Genomic DNA, 16,633 nt, shown 5'->3' on the forward strand with positions numbered 1-16,633 from the left:
CGAAACCGTCAGCGCCGCTCAGCATCATTCGCTGAAGCAGAGTCGCGATGCGGATTCCGCTCCTTGGCGACGGCCAGCATCAACTTGATGCGGTTGAGCTGATTGACCTCCGAAGAACCGGGATCGCAGTCAATCGCCACGATATTTGCCCCTTTGTAATCACTTCGGAGACTGTGAATGACGCCCTTGCCCGTGATGTGATTCGGCAGACAGCCGAAGGGCTGCAGGCAGACGACATTCGGCACGCCCTCATGGATGAGTTTGACCATCTCACCCGTGAGGAACCAGCCCTCACCCGCCATATTGCCGAGCGACACATGCTTCTTCGCGAGATGTGCCGTTTCGCTGATCTTGTACGGCGGCGTGAAGCGACGACTCTTCTTCAGCGCCTTTCGCATAGGGCGGCGGAAGAACTCGACGAGGCTGATGAACATCTGCGCAAACAGCTTGTCCTTGAGCCTGCCCGCAAAAAGCTCGCGCTCGACGATGGAATCGTACGCCATGTAGAGGAAGAAGTCCGCAAAGTCCGGCATGACGACCTCGGCGCCCTCCTCGATCAAGACCTCCTCGATGTGGTTGTTCGCCACGGGATGATACTTGACGAGAATCTCACCGACAATGCCGACTTTCGGCTTCCAGATCCCCTCGACAAGAGGCAGCGCATCAAACTCCTGCACCATGCGCCTGACCGTGTCCGCATACTTGAAATAACTTCCATCCATAAGCTCGGCAAGGCATTTTTCATGCCACTTTTCATACAGCCGTTCCGCCGCTCCCCGCTCCTTCTCGTACGGCAGTGTCGCATTTCTCAGCTTTTGCAGCAGGTCGCCGTAAAGGAACGCCTTGATCGCATCGACAAAGCAGCTTCGGTCGAGGGAGAACGCATCCGTTTCGAGTCCCCAGCACGCGAATACAGGCACCTGCGGATAGCCCGCATACTTCAGAGCCTGGCGCATCAGTGCCATATAGTTCGTCGCACGGCACGGTCCACACGTCTGAAACAGCAGGATCGACGTGTGATCGGGATCGTACTCGCCCGATTTCAGCGCAGCGAGCAGCTGGCCGATGACGACGATGGCGGGATAGCACATGTCGTTGTTCACATAGCGCAGCCCGAGATCGATCGCTGCCTTGTCCGGCAGAGCCGGCACGACAACCTTATAGCCATGCTTTTCGAGCACGGGACGCACGAGGCTGAAATGAATCGGTGCAAGCTGCGGCGCGAGAATCGTATGCGTGCGGCGGCACTCCTCCGTGAAGCGCGGACGCTCCTCGGCGGCCGCTGGCTGAAACGGCGTCTTCCTGCGGCGTGCGAGAGCCGCGATCAAAGAGCGCAGGCGTATGCGAGCCGCACCGAGGTTGCTGACCTCGTCGAGCTTGATCATCGTGTAGATATGATGATGGCTTTCGAGAATCGACTTGACCTGCCCCGTCGTCACAGCATCGAGTCCGCAGCCGAAGGAACTGAGCTGGATGAGCGTCAAGTTTTCATGCTCGGCGACGAAATGCGCCGCGTGGTAAAGGCGTGCGTGATAGCTCCATTGATTGACGATGTTGAGTCCCGCACCCTTGACCGGCAGATGATAGACGGCATCCTCCGACAGGATGGCAAGACCGTAGGAAGCGATCATGTCGGATATGCCATGATGAATCTCAGGGTCAATGTGGTACGGCCTGCCGACGAGCATGACGGCGGGCTGCTTCGTGCGCTCGATCTCGCGCAGAATGCTCACGCCGTAATCGCGCACGTCCTGCTTGTAGTTCTCAAGTTCCGCGTAGGCAGCGAATGCCGCCTCCTTGATCTCGCCCTTAGAAAGACCTTCGGAAGCGCCGAGTTCCTCAAAAAGGCGCTCAACCATGCGCTTCTTGTCGTCAAGCGGCAAAAAAGGCTGCAGAAACTCGATGTTCTTTTCGCGCAGCACGTCCATATTGGCACGGATATTCTCTGCATAGGACGCAACGACCGGGCAGTTGTAGTGATTGTCGCCCGGATGCTGCTCATCGATGACATTGAAAGGGATGCACGGATAAAAAATCTTTCGGACGCCCTTTTCCACGAGATCCATGATATGCCCGTGCACAAGCTTCGCCGGATAGCATAAGGAATCCGACGGCACCGTCGCCATGCCCTTGTAGTAGAGCGCCGCCGACGACTTGTCCGACAGCACGACCTCGTAGCCAAGCTGCGTGAAGAAGGTGAACCAGAAAGGATAGTCCTCGTACATGTTGAGTCCGCGCGGCAGCCCGATCGCACCGCGCGGCGCGGCGGCGCCCGTCAGCGGCTTGTAGTAGGCGAAGAGGCGCTTATACTTGTAATCGTAGATGTTCGCCGTCTCCCGCTCCTCGCGCTTCGCCTTGCCGATGCCGCGCTCGCAGCGGTTGCCCGTGAAGTACTTGCCGCCGTCGCTGAACTTCTGCATGGTGATCAGGCATTGATTGCCGCAATGCCTGCAGCGGTACGAACTCGTCGATACAGAAAAGTCTTCCAGCGCATCGGCAGCGAGTATCGAAGAGCGCTCAAGCCCCTCCTCCTGTGCGAGAATCGCCGCGCCATACGCGCCCATGAGACCCGAGATATCGGGACGCACGACATCACGCTCGATGAGCTTTTCCATCGAACGCAGGACAGCATCGTTGTAGAATGTGCCGCCCTGCACGACGATATGCTCGCCAAGCTCCTTGACATCCTTGAGCTGCATGACCTTAAAGAGCGCGTTCTTGATGACGGAAAAAGCGATGCCTGCTGATATGTCGCTGACCGCCGCTCCGTCCTTCTGCGCCTGCTTGACCTTGGAATTCATGAAGACCGTGCAGCGCGTGCCGAGATCGACGGGCGCTTTCGACTCCATCGCCATGGCGGCGAACTCCCCCGCCGTCATGTTGAGTCCCTGCGCGAAATTCTCGATGAAGGAGCCGCATCCCGCCGAACAGGCCTCGTTGAGCGTGATGTTGCCGATGCTGCCGTCCTTGACGAAGAAACATTTCATGTCCTGCCCGCCGATGTCCATGACGAACGTGACCTCGGGGCAAAACTCCTGCGCCGCACGCAGATGGGCGAACGTCTCAACCTCGCCCGCATCCGCGTGAATCGCCGCCTTGACGATCGCCTCACCGTAACCCGTCGTAAGTGCGCCCGCGATGTACGTCCTTTCGTTCATCGCAGCGTAAAGCCCCTTCAGTTCACGAATGACCGTATGAAGCGGCGACCCTTGGTTGCTGCCGTACGACGTGTAGAGAAGTTCGCGCTCCGTACCGATCGCCGCGAGCTTCGTCGTCGTCGATCCGGCGTCAATGCCGATGTAGATCGGCCCTTCATACGCGGCAAGATCGCCGCGCCGCACCTTTGCGCGGTCATGGCGCTCCTTGAATGCCGCATAGTCCGCCGCATTGGAAAAGAGCGTGAAGTCCGCCTGCCGCGTCTCCTTCGCCGCCACGTCGCGCGCCTTCTCCATGCTCTCTTCCAGACGCGCCATATCGACGACCTCGGTCTCCTCCGAAAGCGCCGCACCGAGCGCGACGAAAAAATTTCCGTCGGGCGCATCGACGACGTTCTCGGGTGTAAGCTGCAGCGTCTCGATGAAACGTTGCCTGAGCGCAGGAAGGAAGTGAAGCGGCCCGCCAAGAAACGCGACCTTGCCCGCAATCGGGCGACCTTGCGCGAGATTGCTGATCGTCTGATTGACGACAGCCTGAAAAACGGAAAGGGCAATATCCGCCTTTTCCGCACCGTCATTCATCAGAGCCTGGATGTCTGTCTTGGCAAAGACGCCGCAGCGAGAAGCAATCGTATAGATCTGCTTCCCCTTCTCCGCGAGTGCATTGAGTCCTGCCGCATCCGTCGAAAGAAGCGACGCCATGTGATCGATGAAAGAACCCGTGCCGCCCGCACAGACGCCATTCATGCGCTGTTCAGGTGCATCGCCGAAGTACGTCACCTTGGCGTCCTCGCCGCCAAGCTCAACGACGGTATCCGTCTCGGGAATCAGCGACCTTACAGCTGAAGCGCACGCGATGACCTCCTGCACGAAAGGCAGCCCGATGTGCTGTGCGACGCCCATGCCCGCCGAACCGGTCAATGCAAAAGAAAACTTCTCACCGCCGACGATCTTCTTGAGGCTTGCCAGATTCTCGCAGAGGGAAGCGCCGATCTCGGAAAAATGGCGTGCGTAGTTTTTGTACACGATCTTCTTCTCATGATCGAGGACGACGAGCTTGATCGTCGTCGAGCCGATGTCAATCCCCACATCAAATATAGAATTCATGAACTCACCGCCTAAAATCTAGGATAGTATATGCTGAAAATATCTGACAGAAAAACCTGCCGTAACGTATGATTCAGTCTCAAACTTATTCTTGTATTTTAACGCTTTTTCTCTCTGGATTCAAGGATAATTGTTTCCCAAAAACGCCAAAAACGTACTTAAACAGTTGACGAAAGCTCTTCTCTGGAGTAAGCTAAAAGAATAATCGTTGTTCGTATTTGTCTTAAGGAAAGCTGGTGAGGAAATGGACGGAGATCACCCTAGTTGCACGACAAATAAAAAGAAAACGCTCGGAAGCCTCCTTTTTCTCAAAGCATCCTGCATTTGACTTTGGGGAGCTTCCGCGAAAGGAGACTCCCTGTCTATGCTCAAAATCTTCAAGTCCCTTGAAAGCGGTCCCCTGCAGACTCTGACGCTCAAGACGCTCGAAAAGGGCGCATGGATCAACATCATCGACCCCACGCCCTACGAACTCAAGGTTGTCAGTAACCTCACAGAAGTCGAGCCGGACTTTCTGCGTTCCGCGCTCGACGACGAAGAGCGTTCCCATACGGACGTCGAGGACAACTCCGTCATGGTCCTGACCAATGTCCCTGTCATGCGCGGCCAGGACAGCTACGATACGCTGCCGCTCGCCATCATTCTGACGGCGGACTACTTCATCACGGTCTGCTTGGAGGACACGCCGGTTCTTTCAGAGTTCAATGAGAACACGGCGAAGCTCTTCCGCACATTCAAGAAGACGCGCTTCCTTTTTCAAATCCTCTACAAGTCGGCGACCTTCTACTTACGCTATCTCAGGCAGATCAACAAACACTCGGACGAAATCGAGCTGAACCTGCGCCGTTCGATGGAAAACAGCGACATCCTGCGCCTTCTCGAACTACAGAAAGGCTTGACCTATTTCAGCGCGGCGCTGCGCTCCAACGGCGCCGTTCTCGATAAGCTTCTGCGTCTGCGCTCCAACCAAAGTCTGACGCCCATCATCAAAATCTACGAAGAGGACGAGGACCTTTTGGAAGACGTCATCATTGAGAACAAGCAGGCACGCGAGATGGTCGAACTTTATAACAAGATCCTCGCGCGCATGTCGGATACTTTCTCTTCCATCATCTCGAACAATCAGAACCTCGTGATGAAATTCCTCGCTGCCATGACGATCATCCTCGCGATTCCGACGGTCATATCGAGCTTCTTCGGCATGAACGTCCCCGTCCCGCTGGCAGACGACTCGACGGCATTCCTCTCCATCGCCATCCTCGCCGCCGTCATCGCCGGAGCGTCATCGTATGTCCTATGGCGCAAGAATATGTTTTGAAGCTACGAATCGGAGGCAAGTATGGCATCCCTCATTGAATCCGAGCTAAAGAGCGGCCTCATCTTCGGTGATGCAGAAAACGCCGAATACGTCTACATGCCCGCGAGCGAGATCGGCGTCAAAGATCCTGTCTGCGTCTACGAAATGGGTGATATGCGGGACGATGTAGACATCAAAGAAGCACTGCGGCTCATAAGAATCCGCAGCCTGCGCCCGAGCACACATCCAAGGCTCGGAAAAAGCTCGTGCTAGAATCGAATTTTATGGACAAAATTCTTGGCAAACTTCGTACTTTGCGGCATCGCGAGCGGATTTACGGCATGCACAATCCGCTCACTTATGATTTTCTTCATCACAATCTGCACCATCTCCACGTCCTGCTCTTCCATAGTGCCGATCAGCAGGATTTTACACGCGGGGCGATCCCGCGTCAGCTGTTCGTCTTCATGCTGCCGATCCTGCTCTCGCAGCTCCTGCAGCAGTTCTACACGATTGCGGACACCGCCCTCGTCGGACAGGTGCTCGGCGCACAGGCGCTTGCCGCCGTGGGCACGGCGAGCCTCGTCCTCTCCGTCATCGTCAATTTCTTCATCGGCTTCTCGGCGGGTCTCAGCGTCCTCGTCTCCCACCTCTACGGGGAAAAAGATTATGCGCGTCTCAGCGCACTCGTACAGAGCATCTTCATCACCGTCGCATTGTTCGCCGCTCTCTTTACGGCGGCCGGCATTATCCTGATCGAGCAGCTGCTCGCGGCACTCTCCACGCCCGCCGAACTCATCCCGGCAGCGAGCCTCTATCTGCGAACCGTGCTCTACGGTATGCTTGCACAGCTTCTCTACAATACAGCGAGCGCCATCCTAAGAGCGCTCGGCAATACGACGAGCGCTCTTCATTATCTCGCCGCCGCTGTCGTGCTCAACATCGCACTCGACGTCGTGCTGCTCATCGTCATTCCCTGCGGCATCGCAGGCGCAGCAGCCGCGACCGTCCTCGCGCAGTATGCAGCGGCGCTGCTCGCCCTGTGGAAACTGTTCCATCTCCACGGCACATGGAAACTGCGCTTTAGCCACCCCTTCTTCGCTTTGGGGCATCTCCTGCCCATCCTCAACACAAGCATTCCCGCGGGACTTCAAGCCGTCTTCATGAGCCTTTCCTCCCTCGTCATCCAGACGTACATCAACTCCTTCGGCTATGCGGCTATGGCAGGTATGACCGTCTATGCACGCATCGAGGGATTCCTCTATTATCCGCTCTTTGCATTCGGCATCGCACTCACAAGTTTCATCGGGCAGAACGTCGGTGCACATGACCTTGCGCGCGTGCGTACAGGGCTTCGCATAAGCCTTCGTCTCGCGGCGGGTGGGACAATAGGCATGGCGCTCATCGCAGGTCTTGCTGCGCCCGCGCTCGTCGCGCTCTTCACCGACGATCCCGCCGTCGCTGCGAATGCGCTTGACGCCGTTTACTACACGTTCCCCTTCTACTGGCTCTATGGCGTCAATCAGATCTACATCGGCGCAATCCGCGGTTTAGGCGACACCCTCTATCCCATGATGACCGCACTCGCCGCCTACTGCCTCTTTCGCGTCGCATGGTGCTGGGGCTGGGACATGACCGGCATCCACTCCATGCACATCGTCTACAGCGCCTACAGTGTCAGCTTCTTCGTCATGACAGGACTGCTGTGGCTCGGCTGCCGAAGAGCGCTGTGTCGCGTCTCATGAAGAGCACCCGCTGCCTTTCTATCAAAAAGCAAACAGCCCGACGGATTTTCGTCGGGCTGTTTGCTTTTTGCCTCCCAGCTCTTGCTACATTCTCTCTTCCCTACAGCTGCACGACACTGCCGTCCTGCAGCAGGTAGAGGCAGCGCTCCGCCACCTTGCGGCCTAGAATTGCTTCCACGGCTTCCGTATAAATCTCGATCTGCAGGCGGTACTTCTCTCGCACGGCTGCGGGACGCGTGTTCTTGTCCGTCTTGTAGTCCAAGAGCACGAGTGCGCCGGCTTCGTCTTCAAAGAGCACGTCGATGACGCCCTGGACGAAGATCCGCGCCTCGGGTTCGGCCTCGGGGTAAAAGCGGTGCGCTTCGAGGCGGCGGCTGAAGGGAAGCTCGCGCCAGAGACGCCGTGCCTTCTTCATGCGCGTGCCAAGCGGCGACTGCAGGAAGGATGCGACGACGTCGAGGCGGACGGCTTTCGCCTGTTCGGGCAGAAGCAGCTCCTTTTCCACCATATTCGCCAGCTGCTTTTCCAGACCCTCACGGCCAGTGTCTCCCGCGAGGTCGATATGCTGCAATACGGCGTGCATAAGCGTGCCGTATTCCGCCGCAGAAAGTCCCGCCTTTTCCTGCATGAAATCGGGGCGTTTGAATACATTCTTGGAACTGCCATGCACTTCTTTCAACGGCGTATAGGCCTTCTCCTCCGCCGCATCTTCGACGGAGAAGCGACGCTTGAGTTCCGTGACGGAGAGCTTCGCCGGCACGTTATCGACGCCGTGCGGCGCGTACTGCCAAGCGAGCATCTGCTCGACATCGTCCTTTTCCTCGCTCGCTTCCAAAGGCTCTCCTCTGCGCAGTTTCTCGAATAATTCGTCGTCTTCGGCGACGGCGGCGCTGACGCTCGCGACAGCAGAGGCCGGCACGATTTCCACCTGCCAGCGCGATTCGTCCTCGCCTTCGGGCGCGACGCGCGTTTCGAGGAGCGCGGCCTTCTCCCGAAGAGGTGCGCCGTCCGCATGGCGTGCGACGGTCATGCCGAGCCAGTCGAGGAAGGAGTTTGCCGCAAGCGCCGCATGGGCGGGAAGCGCACGCTCCGTCTGCGTGACGAAAGTGCACCAGCCTTCTGCGCATGCAGCAAGCTTCTTCGTCGAGCCGACGAGGATGAGCTTTTCCCTCGCACGCGTCATCGCCACATAGAGGACGCGCAGTTCCTCCGCCTTGCTCTCGCGCTTGATGCGCTCGGCGACCGCCTTCCGCGCAAACGTCGAGTAGCGAAGCGACTTCTCGCGCTCCGTGCGGTAGAGTCCAAGCCCCAGTTCACGGTGCATGAGGAGGTCTTGCGACGCATCTTGCATGTTGAATTTCGAGCCGAGTCCCGCGACGATGACGACGGGAAATTCCAGTCCCTTGCTCTTATGAATCGTCATGATGCGCACGACGTCCTCTCCTTCGCCGAGCGTGCGTGCGGCGGAGAGGTCGGTTTCCATCTGCTGCATCTTCTCAATGAAGCGCAGGAAGCGGAAGAGTCCGCGAAAGTTCGTCTCTTCATAGTCGCGTGCGCGGTCGGCGAGCATACGCAGGTTCGCCTGGCGCAGAAGCCCGCCCGCCATGCCGCCGACGTAGTCGTAGTAGCCCGTGTCGCGGTAGATCTGCCAGATGAGTTCGGGCACGCTGACGCGCCGCACAAGGTCGCGCCAACCTTTGAGAAGCCGCAGGAAAGCGTCGACCTTTTCACGCAAAGATGCAGAGAATTTCGCTGCAGGGTCATTGACGACGAGGAGCGCGCCGAAGATGTCCTCTTCGGGCGCGGCGAGCCGAAGCTCCGCCAGTTCGCTGACCGACAGTCCGACGATCGGCGAGCAGAGCACCGCCGCGAGCGGCACGTCCTGACGCGCATTGTCGATGACGGCGAGCACGGCGAGCACGACGCGCACCTCCGTCGCCTGGAAATAACCGGCATCGAGCGTCGCATACGCGGGGATGTCGGCGTCGCGCAGCGTTTCGAGGAGAATGTCCGCCTTAGTGCGCACGGCACGCAGAAGGATCACGATGTCACGCCAGCGCAGCGCACGATAGCCGTCCTTATCGGCGACGAGAGCACCACTCGCCATCAGTTCCCGCACGCGCCGTGCGATGAACGCCGCCTCCAGAGCGAAGCCCTTGAGTTCTTCTTCCTCTTCTCCCTCCGGCGTCTCTGCACCGCCATCTGCCACAGCCGAAGTTTCCGCCTTTTCCTCGTCCTCTTCCTCAGACTCAACAGACGATTCGGCGTCACTCTCGATGATATGCAGCTCAACCGCACCCGCAAGGCTCTTTGGCGAATCTTCAGGATAGAGCGCCGCAAAGTGCAGCGCCGCGGCATCGTCGTATGTAAGCTCCATCGCCTCGGGCGTCATGAGCTGCGAGAAGATCCAGTTCACAGCCGCAAGCACGCCCGCGCGGCTGCGGTAGTTCTCCGAGAGGTCGATGCGTGCATACTTCTCGCCCAAGGTCGGATACTCTCGCTGCTTCTTGAGGAAGAGCTGCGGGTCGGCAAGACGAAAGCGATAGATGCTCTGCTTGACGTCGCCGACGGCAAAGAGGTTGTCATCACGCGCGACGAGGGAGAGAATCGCCTCCTGCACGCCGTTCGTGTCCTGATACTCGTCAACCATGACTTCCTCATACTTCTCGCGCAGGGCGAGCGCCTGCGCCGAGGGGCGAAGCTCTCCCTCCGATGCATCCTTGTCGCAGAGGACGGTGAGCGCGAAATGCTCCAAGTCGTTGAAATCGACGACGCCGCGCTCCTTCTTCGCCGCCTGAAAAGAGGCGGTGAAATCCTTGACGACATCGACGATGGCATGAGCCATGCCTGAAAGAGCGCGAAGATCGTCGAGAAGCTCCTCTTCCGTCGCATGAAAATACGTGTCCCTGAGCTTTTTGATACGCTGTTTCACGCGATCGCGCGGCTGCGTAAAGAGACGCTTCGCCTCCTCCTTTTCCTCCTCGTCCATGCCTTTGGGGAAGCTCATCCTCGCATGAGCATACGAAGAGAACGCCTGCCGCAGTCCTTCCCAATCCCTTGCCGCCAAGGCGTCGAGCAGGTCTTTAAGGATTTTCTCGTCCCCCTCCAATGCAGCATGGCACGTCTCATAGCCGAGCGCCGCCGCCTTCTCGACGAGCCGCTCGATAGCGGCGAGACCGGCAGCAAGCTCAAAAGAAATCTGCGCGAGCACGGACTGCGCCCACGGCGTATCGAGAAGACGCTGCTGCTCTGCGAGGTCGAAGCTCTCAGCGAGCGAATCGAGCCAGCGCGAGGGAAAGGGCTGACTGCACGAAAAGGCATAGAGGCGCAATACCATGGCATAGAGAGCTTCATCGCCGTGCTCCGTACCGTAAGCGGCGGCAAAGGAAAGGAAATCCTCCTGCGCTTCGTCATACTTTTTTTCAAAGACTTCTTCGAGCGCATCCTGCTGCAACAGACGCCTCTCCTGCTCATTCGCAAGACGAAACTTCGGATCGAGGTCGATGACGGAAAAGTTGCGCCGAATGACGTTCTGGCAGAAGGCGTGAAGCGTCGAAATCGAGGCGTTGGAAAGGAGCGCCAGCTGGCGCTCAAGCTTCGGCGACGCCGTGCCCTTGGCGATTTCCTGCGCGAGAGCCGCTTCGATGCGCTCGCGCATCTCGGCGGCAGCGGCGTTCGTGAAGGTGACGACGAGAAGGCGATCGACGTCCGTCTCCCCTTGCAGGATGCGGCGGATGATGCGCTCGACGAGCACCGAGGTCTTGCCCGATCCGGCGGCCGCCGCGACGAGCAGATTCTTGCCCCTTTCCTCGATCGCCCGTAGCTGTGCCGCAGACCATTTGCGTGCGTCGCTCATTCGGCATCCTCCTGTCCTTTCAATTCCATGCTGTCCATCAATTCTGCATCCTCGTGGCTTTGCAGACGCCGATAGGAAAAGCCCGGCACGAGCGGGTCGAAGCCGCAGACGGCGATGTACGGGCAGAAGCGGCATGCCGTCCTGTCCTTGAGGCGGTACGGCAGGGCGCGCACCTCGCCCGAGAGGATCTGCCTTCCCGTATCCTTGAGAATGTAGGCGATGTAGTCGAGCAGGATGGCGAACTCCTCTTCCGTCTTGACGTAATCGAGCTTCCGTTTGTCGATCTCGCCCTTCTTCGTCAAGGCGACCTTCGTGAAGCTGAAGGTGCTGTCGAGTGCGCGTATGACGTCGGCGTCCGCGAGCACCCAGCCGGGCATCTTGAGCTGCCCCTGCAGAAGCTTCTTCGCCTCTGCCTCATCGATGCGATGGGGCGCTGTGACGAGCGGATTCTTCAAGAAGCAGTAGAGCATCGCTGCGGGCAGAAGTTCCTTTTCCTCGGTGTGCGCGAGGAGGTTTCTGGCGACGAGCAGATAGGTCAGAAGCTGCAGCCTCAGACCGTAGTACACCTCGACGAGGTTGATGTATGCCGCGCCCGTCTTGTAGTCGAGGATGAGGAAGTAGCGCCCCGCCTCGTCCATGTCAATGCGGTCGATCTGTCCGGTGATTTCGAGCGAAGAGCCGTCAGCGAGCGCATACGTCAGCGGCGGCAGGCTGCCCGCACCGCGTCCGAAGGAACGCTCGAAGGCGACGGGGCGGAACTCGCTGGCCGCATCGAGTTCGATGAGGCGCACGAGCGCCTTTTTCGCCGTCTCCTCGATGCGCACGAGGAGATTCTCGTACTGCTTCGAGCTCAAGAGGATTTCATTCTGCAGCCGCGGCGCAAGCAGGCCAAGGATCTCATGCAGGATCTCGCCGCACTCCTCTTCACCTACGTCGCGCCAGCGTCTGCCGTCCTTTTTCAGCCGCTCGCCAAATTCGCGCAGGGCCGCATGAAGCAGCACGCCGAGGTCGAGCGTGCGAAAGCCATGCTCGGGGCGCTCCGCCAGATGCAGGCCATAGCGTGCGAAGTGCTGGAAAGGACAGGCGCGAAATGACTCAAAGCGCGTGACGCTGCCGCGCAGACGGCGATTCTTCGTGTAGAGCGCCGCCGCCAGCTCCTTGGGCAGAAGCTCCGCCGCAGCATGCGAAAATATGCCCTGCAGCACTTTCTGCAGGACAATGCTCATCTTTTTCTCCCCCAACGCCCAGTTGTAGACGTCGCACCAAAAAGGCTCAAGCGTCCCCTTCTCGCGGTAGCTGCGCAGCGCCGCCGCCAGAGCCGTCACCGCCTGACGACCGCCCGCAAAGAGGCGGCGCTCCGCCCCCTCCAACGGAACGGTCTGCAAAGAGACGGCAGGCAGGACGGTGCGGATCTGCCCGAGCAGAGAGGCGGGCAGGAGAGCCTTTCCCTCCGTATCGGCGAGAGCATAGGAAACCCACAGATAGTCACGCGCTTCCGTGAATCCTTTGTAGAGCAGGAATCTCTCGTTGAAACTTCCCTCGACGGAGCCTTGCGGAAGCTCCAGCCCGGCCTCCTTCAAATGCAGCCGATCAGCATCGGAGAGCAACCCCTTCTCCTGGCTGCGGCGCGGCATGACGCCTTCGTTCGCGCCGAGAATGTAGATGGCACGTACATTTTCTACACTGTTCCGGTCGAAGTCGGCGACGGTAACATAGTCGAGTCCCGGCGGAATCAAGGAAATCTGCAGGGCGTCAAGCCCGTCGCCCAAGACGTCCTCAAATTCGCGCACCTTGATCGTCTCGTCGCCGCTCGTCTCTGCCATCTGTTCCAACAGGGAGATGACGTCGTCCCAGATTTGACGATGCTCGCGCGACTCAGCGAGGCGACCCGCCTTCTCAGCCTCGTCCGCCCACCGCTCCAACGTCTGCGGCACGTCGAGCGCGAGCAGCAGACGATAGAGCGCCTCAGCGTAGCCGCGCACCGTCGATGCCGCCTTCACCTGAGCCGCAAACTCTTGCAGGGGCTCTGCCACGGCGCGGCGGCAGGAATTGATCTGACGGAGGCGCTCCGCTTCCTTCTGCGTCGCGTCCTCTTCTTCCTCGTCCAGACTGCGGCGGCTATGCCAATGCCAATCCTCTTCCATCGTCCAGCGCGAGCCGCGAATGCCGAATTCCAGCACATAATTTTCAAGCAGGTCGATCTGACCGCGCGTCTTTTGGAAAAAGCCCGTCTTCAGTGCGCGGAACATGGCATCGTAGCGCCAGCCGCGCAGCACCTCGAAAGCCGAGCGCACGAGCTCGGCGAGCGGATGATGGACGCCCTCACGCTTGTTGTCGCGAAAGTACGGGATGCCGCAGTCCTCAAGCGTCAGAGCGAGCATGTCGCCGTAGGCAGCCTCGTCGCGCGTCAGGATGGCGATGTCGCGCCAGCGCAGCCCCTTCTCGCGGCACAGGCGCACGATGTCGGCAGCCGCCGCCTCCATTTCCAGCCGCCTCGTCGCCGCCTCGACGAGCGCGACGCCCGCCGCCCCTGCCTGCGGTACGAGAGGGAAGGAAAACGCCGTGCGCTCGATGGCGGCGAGCGCATCGCTTTGAAAGCGCCGCCTCTCCTCCAAGCTGCGCACGCGCACGGGAATCTGCATCTCCTGCGCCAACCGCCGCAGCTGCTGCAAGGTCTGCGCCTGCCGATAGAAGAGACTGCCCTCGCGCTGCATGGCCGCCTCGTCCGTCGGATCGAACGTCAGAGTGATATGCACATTCTTCGCCTTTTGGAAGAGCGCCGCCAGGATCTTTCTTTCCTGCGGATTGAAGAAAGAGAAGCCGTCAACCCATACCTCTGCCCCCTCCAAAAGGCGCGAGGAAGGAATCTTCTCGGCAAGCGCGTCGAGCATGTCGCCCGTATCGTTGTAGCGTCCCGCCATCTTCTCCCGATAACGGCTGTAGATGAGCGCGAGATCCGCGAGCTTTCGGCACAGATCATCGTCAGCGAGCGCAGATTTCGCCTGCAGCAGGGCGTCGCCGTCGATGCCGTAACTGCGCATCTCCTCCATGGCTCTTTCCAGCGTCTCTGTAAAGCCGCGCTGCTTCGCCGCACGCGCGAATGCCTGCAGGCTCTCTCCTTCTTCGGCGAGGATGCGTTTCAGCAGCAGCCGTCTGCCCACACTCGTGATGCGTGCGGCTGCCGCGCCACCCGTCTCCTGCAGCACATGACGCGCAAAGCGCTTGAAGCCGAACACGAGACCGCGCACGAATCCCTCGCCCGCACCCGCCATCATGGCGGCGAGGCGGCGCTCTGCGCGATACGTCGCATGTTCGGGCAGGAGAAGCACGAGGGCGCTGCCCATAGGCTCTGCCTTCATGCGCTCCGCCATGCTGGAGAGGCAGTCGTGCGTCTTTCCCGTTCCCGCACGCCCCAGGATGAACTCGATCATATCTTCTCCCTCGTTTCCCATTCGTGCCAAAGAAAAATGCCGCGCGGCATAAAAGATGCCTGCGGCATTTTTGTCATACAAACGGCTCAGCGCGTCAAGCCGAACGGCGTCGCGAGGCGCACGAACGCACGGCCGCAGCTGCACGGCTCGTCGAGCCGCATGACCGCCTGCCCCGTGCGATAGCGTATGAGCGGCATCGCCTCTGCGGCGAGCATCGTGACGACAAGCTCGCCCATGCGTCCGGACTCGTGAATGACTTTCGCGCCGCTGAACTCAATGAGCTCCGTGTAGCAGTAATCCTCCTGCACATGATGCCCCTGCCCCTTGCCGCACGGATAGAAAAGACCCGCCGTGCCCAACTCCGTCGAAGCGAAGAGGTCATGCACCTGCGTCTGCAGCCTGTCCGAGATATGGCGTCTCATCGGATTCGAAATCGCCTCGTTCAGACAGACGACCGTCTTTATGGGCAAGGTCGACGGCTCGATGTTTTTCATCTGCGCGTGCACGATGAGCTGCATGACGAGCGGCTGGCTCGCCAAGAGCGTATCCATACCCGTCAGGCGCACGAGTTCGACCGCCGACTGCATGTCCTCGCCGAGCAGCACGGTCGTCGCGCCGATCACCTCCGCCGCCATCTGCAAATCGAGCAGCTGTCCGTCCGACATGTCGCCGAGAATGCCGACGACAGAAGCGCGATGGACGCCCGTCGCTGCGAGAGCACGCGTCAACATGTCGACGTTTCTCGCGATGTCGCCGTTCGTATACATCTTGACGACAGCGCCCGTATGATTGCGGCAGCTGATGCGCAGGACACCGCTCAAAGGAAGCGTGAGGAAATCGAACGGCGATGTCGCGAGGATGTCGGGCAGAGAAGTGAACGGCAATTTCTCGATGTCTTCCAGCTTCTCAATCTGCGACGCGCAGCCGTTTGCAAACTTCGTGCGGTAAAAGGCGCTCTTCTCACTCGCCCAAGAAACCGCCTTCTTCAGGCGCACAAGCTGCAAATCCCGCAAATCATCACGGCTCATGCACTCGATCTTCTCGTTTGCAAACACCTGCCCCGCCCCCTTTCCTCAAAGATGTCGCCTCGCTCACGCCAGCGGTCTCTGATAAAAGAAAGGCTGGTAACTTGTGTAGCCGATCTTGCGGAAATTCAAAATTGCCTCCGTCGCGCCGACGAAGAGGATGCCTCCGGGCTTCAGTGCGCGGAAGAAGTTCGTGTAGAGGTCGAACTTCGCTTCCTCCGTGAAATAGATGACAACGTTGCGGCAGAGAATCAGATCGAAGCCCGTCTCAAAGGGATCCTTCAAAAGGTTGTGACGCTTGAACTCGATGAGCTTCTTGATGTCCTCATGCACGGCAAACGTACCGTCGCTTCCCTTCGTGAAATATTTGTTGAGGCGCGGACTCTCGACGCACTTGAGCTCGTTGTCCGTGTAGACGCCCCTCTTCGCCTTGGCAATGATCTCGACGTCGAGATCCGTCGCGAGGATGCGATGCTGCTTGCCCGGCGTCATCTCTTTCAAGATCATCGCCAGAGAATACGGCTCAGCGCCAATGGAGCAGCCCGCGCTCCAGATATTGAGCTTGGGCGAGCGCGTCAACAAATCGGGAATGACGTCCGTCTCAAGCTTCGAGAACTTCTCCGGCGTGCGGAAGAACTCCGAGACGTTGATCGTCAGATATTCGATGAAGGCGTCAAACTCCGTCTTGTCCTGCGTCGCCATATCGAAATACTTCGTATACGAATCGTAGCCCTTGCGCGTCACAAGACTGCCGATACGCCGCTTCATCTGCGGCTCCTTGTAGAGATCAAGGTCGATCTCCGTCTTCGCCTTGAGCTTCCGCTTAAATGCGCCCCAATCCTGATCGTCCAACATATTCCTTTTACCTCCTGCCGGCGGGGACATCGCGTACGCCGCCGCCTCTCATTTCGTTCTACGAAAAGTGCCAAGCCGCTTTTCAAAGCGAGATGACACACCTTACTCTTTTTAATTCTACACAAAGGGAAAGAATCCTGTTTTTCTCATGAACGCGCTAAA

Annotated in this window: 8 protein-coding genes; 3 read left to right on the forward strand and 5 right to left on the reverse strand. The window is 58.9% G+C overall.

What is annotated here, in order from left to right:
• Positions 1-8: 8 nt before the first annotated feature.
• Complete coding sequence (locus tag QZ177_RS02565; protein WP_294175427.1) at positions 9-4,262, reverse strand: 2-hydroxyacyl-CoA dehydratase; 4,254 nt, start codon at positions 4,260-4,262, stop codon at positions 9-11.
• 364 nt (positions 4,263-4,626) lie between these two features.
• On the opposite strand from QZ177_RS02565, the gene QZ177_RS02570 reads away from it, so the two are divergent.
• Genes QZ177_RS02570 through QZ177_RS02580 form a run of 3 tightly spaced genes read left to right on the forward strand, consistent with a single transcriptional unit; the run spans position 4,627 to position 7,304 of the window.
• The gene (locus QZ177_RS02570) at positions 4,627-5,580 is read left to right on the forward strand and encodes a magnesium transporter CorA family protein (RefSeq protein WP_009646203.1); all 954 of its coding nucleotides are present in this window, start codon (positions 4,627-4,629) and stop codon (positions 5,578-5,580) included.
• A 21-nt stretch (positions 5,581-5,601) separates the two neighbouring features.
• A complete protein-coding gene (locus QZ177_RS02575; RefSeq protein ID WP_006190798.1) occupies positions 5,602-5,832 on the forward strand; it encodes a hypothetical protein in 231 nt (76 codons plus the stop codon).
• 11 nt (positions 5,833-5,843) lie between these two features.
• Positions 5,844-7,304: an MATE family efflux transporter gene (locus QZ177_RS02580; RefSeq protein WP_294175428.1), complete on the forward strand. Its 1,461-nt coding sequence runs from the start codon at positions 5,844-5,846 to the stop codon at positions 7,302-7,304.
• Positions 7,305-7,404: 100 nt separating this feature from the next.
• Here the strand turns inward: QZ177_RS02580 and addA are convergent, their stop codons facing one another.
• From addA to QZ177_RS02600, 4 genes are all read right to left on the reverse strand, one after another.
• Positions 7,405-11,160, reverse strand: a complete 3,756-nt coding sequence (addA, locus tag QZ177_RS02585; RefSeq protein WP_294175429.1) for a helicase-exonuclease AddAB subunit AddA — start codon at positions 11,158-11,160, stop codon at positions 7,405-7,407.
• Positions 11,157-14,591: a helicase-exonuclease AddAB subunit AddB gene (addB, locus tag QZ177_RS02590; RefSeq protein WP_294175430.1), complete on the reverse strand. Its 3,435-nt coding sequence runs from the start codon at positions 14,589-14,591 to the stop codon at positions 11,157-11,159. The genes addA and addB overlap by 4 nt, the downstream gene beginning before the upstream one ends.
• Before the next feature lie 86 nt (positions 14,592-14,677).
• Positions 14,678-15,646, reverse strand: coding sequence for a phenylacetate--CoA ligase family protein (locus QZ177_RS02595; RefSeq protein WP_294175431.1), 969 nt, complete (start codon positions 15,644-15,646; stop codon positions 14,678-14,680).
• Positions 15,647-15,682: 36 nt separating this feature from the next.
• On the reverse strand, positions 15,683-16,471 hold the full coding sequence (locus QZ177_RS02600) for a protein-glutamate O-methyltransferase CheR (protein WP_009646228.1): 789 nt from the start codon (positions 16,469-16,471) through the stop codon (positions 15,683-15,685).
• Positions 16,472-16,633 lie beyond the last annotated feature (162 nt).

It is taken from the genome of uncultured Selenomonas sp. (assembly GCA_905372355.1).
Lineage (GTDB): Bacteria > Bacillota > Negativicutes > Selenomonadales > Selenomonadaceae > Selenomonas.

Bases quoted from the DNA above. Each gene is read 5' to 3' on its own strand.
- QZ177_RS02580 (WP_294175428.1), top strand. From the start codon at position 5,844: ATGGACAAAATTCTTGGCAAACTTCGTACTTTGCGGCATCGCGAGCGG.
- addA (WP_294175429.1), bottom strand. From the start codon at position 11,160: ATGAGCGACGCACGCAAATGGTCTGCGGCACAGCTACGGGCGATCGAG.
- QZ177_RS02600 (WP_009646228.1), bottom strand. From the start codon at position 16,471: ATGTTGGACGATCAGGATTGGGGCGCATTTAAGCGGAAGCTCAAGGCG.
- QZ177_RS02570 (WP_009646203.1), top strand. From the start codon at position 4,627: ATGCTCAAAATCTTCAAGTCCCTTGAAAGCGGTCCCCTGCAGACTCTG.
- QZ177_RS02565 (WP_294175427.1), bottom strand. From the start codon at position 4,262: ATGAATTCTATATTTGATGTGGGGATTGACATCGGCTCGACGACGATC.
- QZ177_RS02575 (WP_006190798.1), top strand. From the start codon at position 5,602: ATGGCATCCCTCATTGAATCCGAGCTAAAGAGCGGCCTCATCTTCGGT.
- addB (WP_294175430.1), bottom strand. From the start codon at position 14,591: ATGATCGAGTTCATCCTGGGGCGTGCGGGAACGGGAAAGACGCACGAC.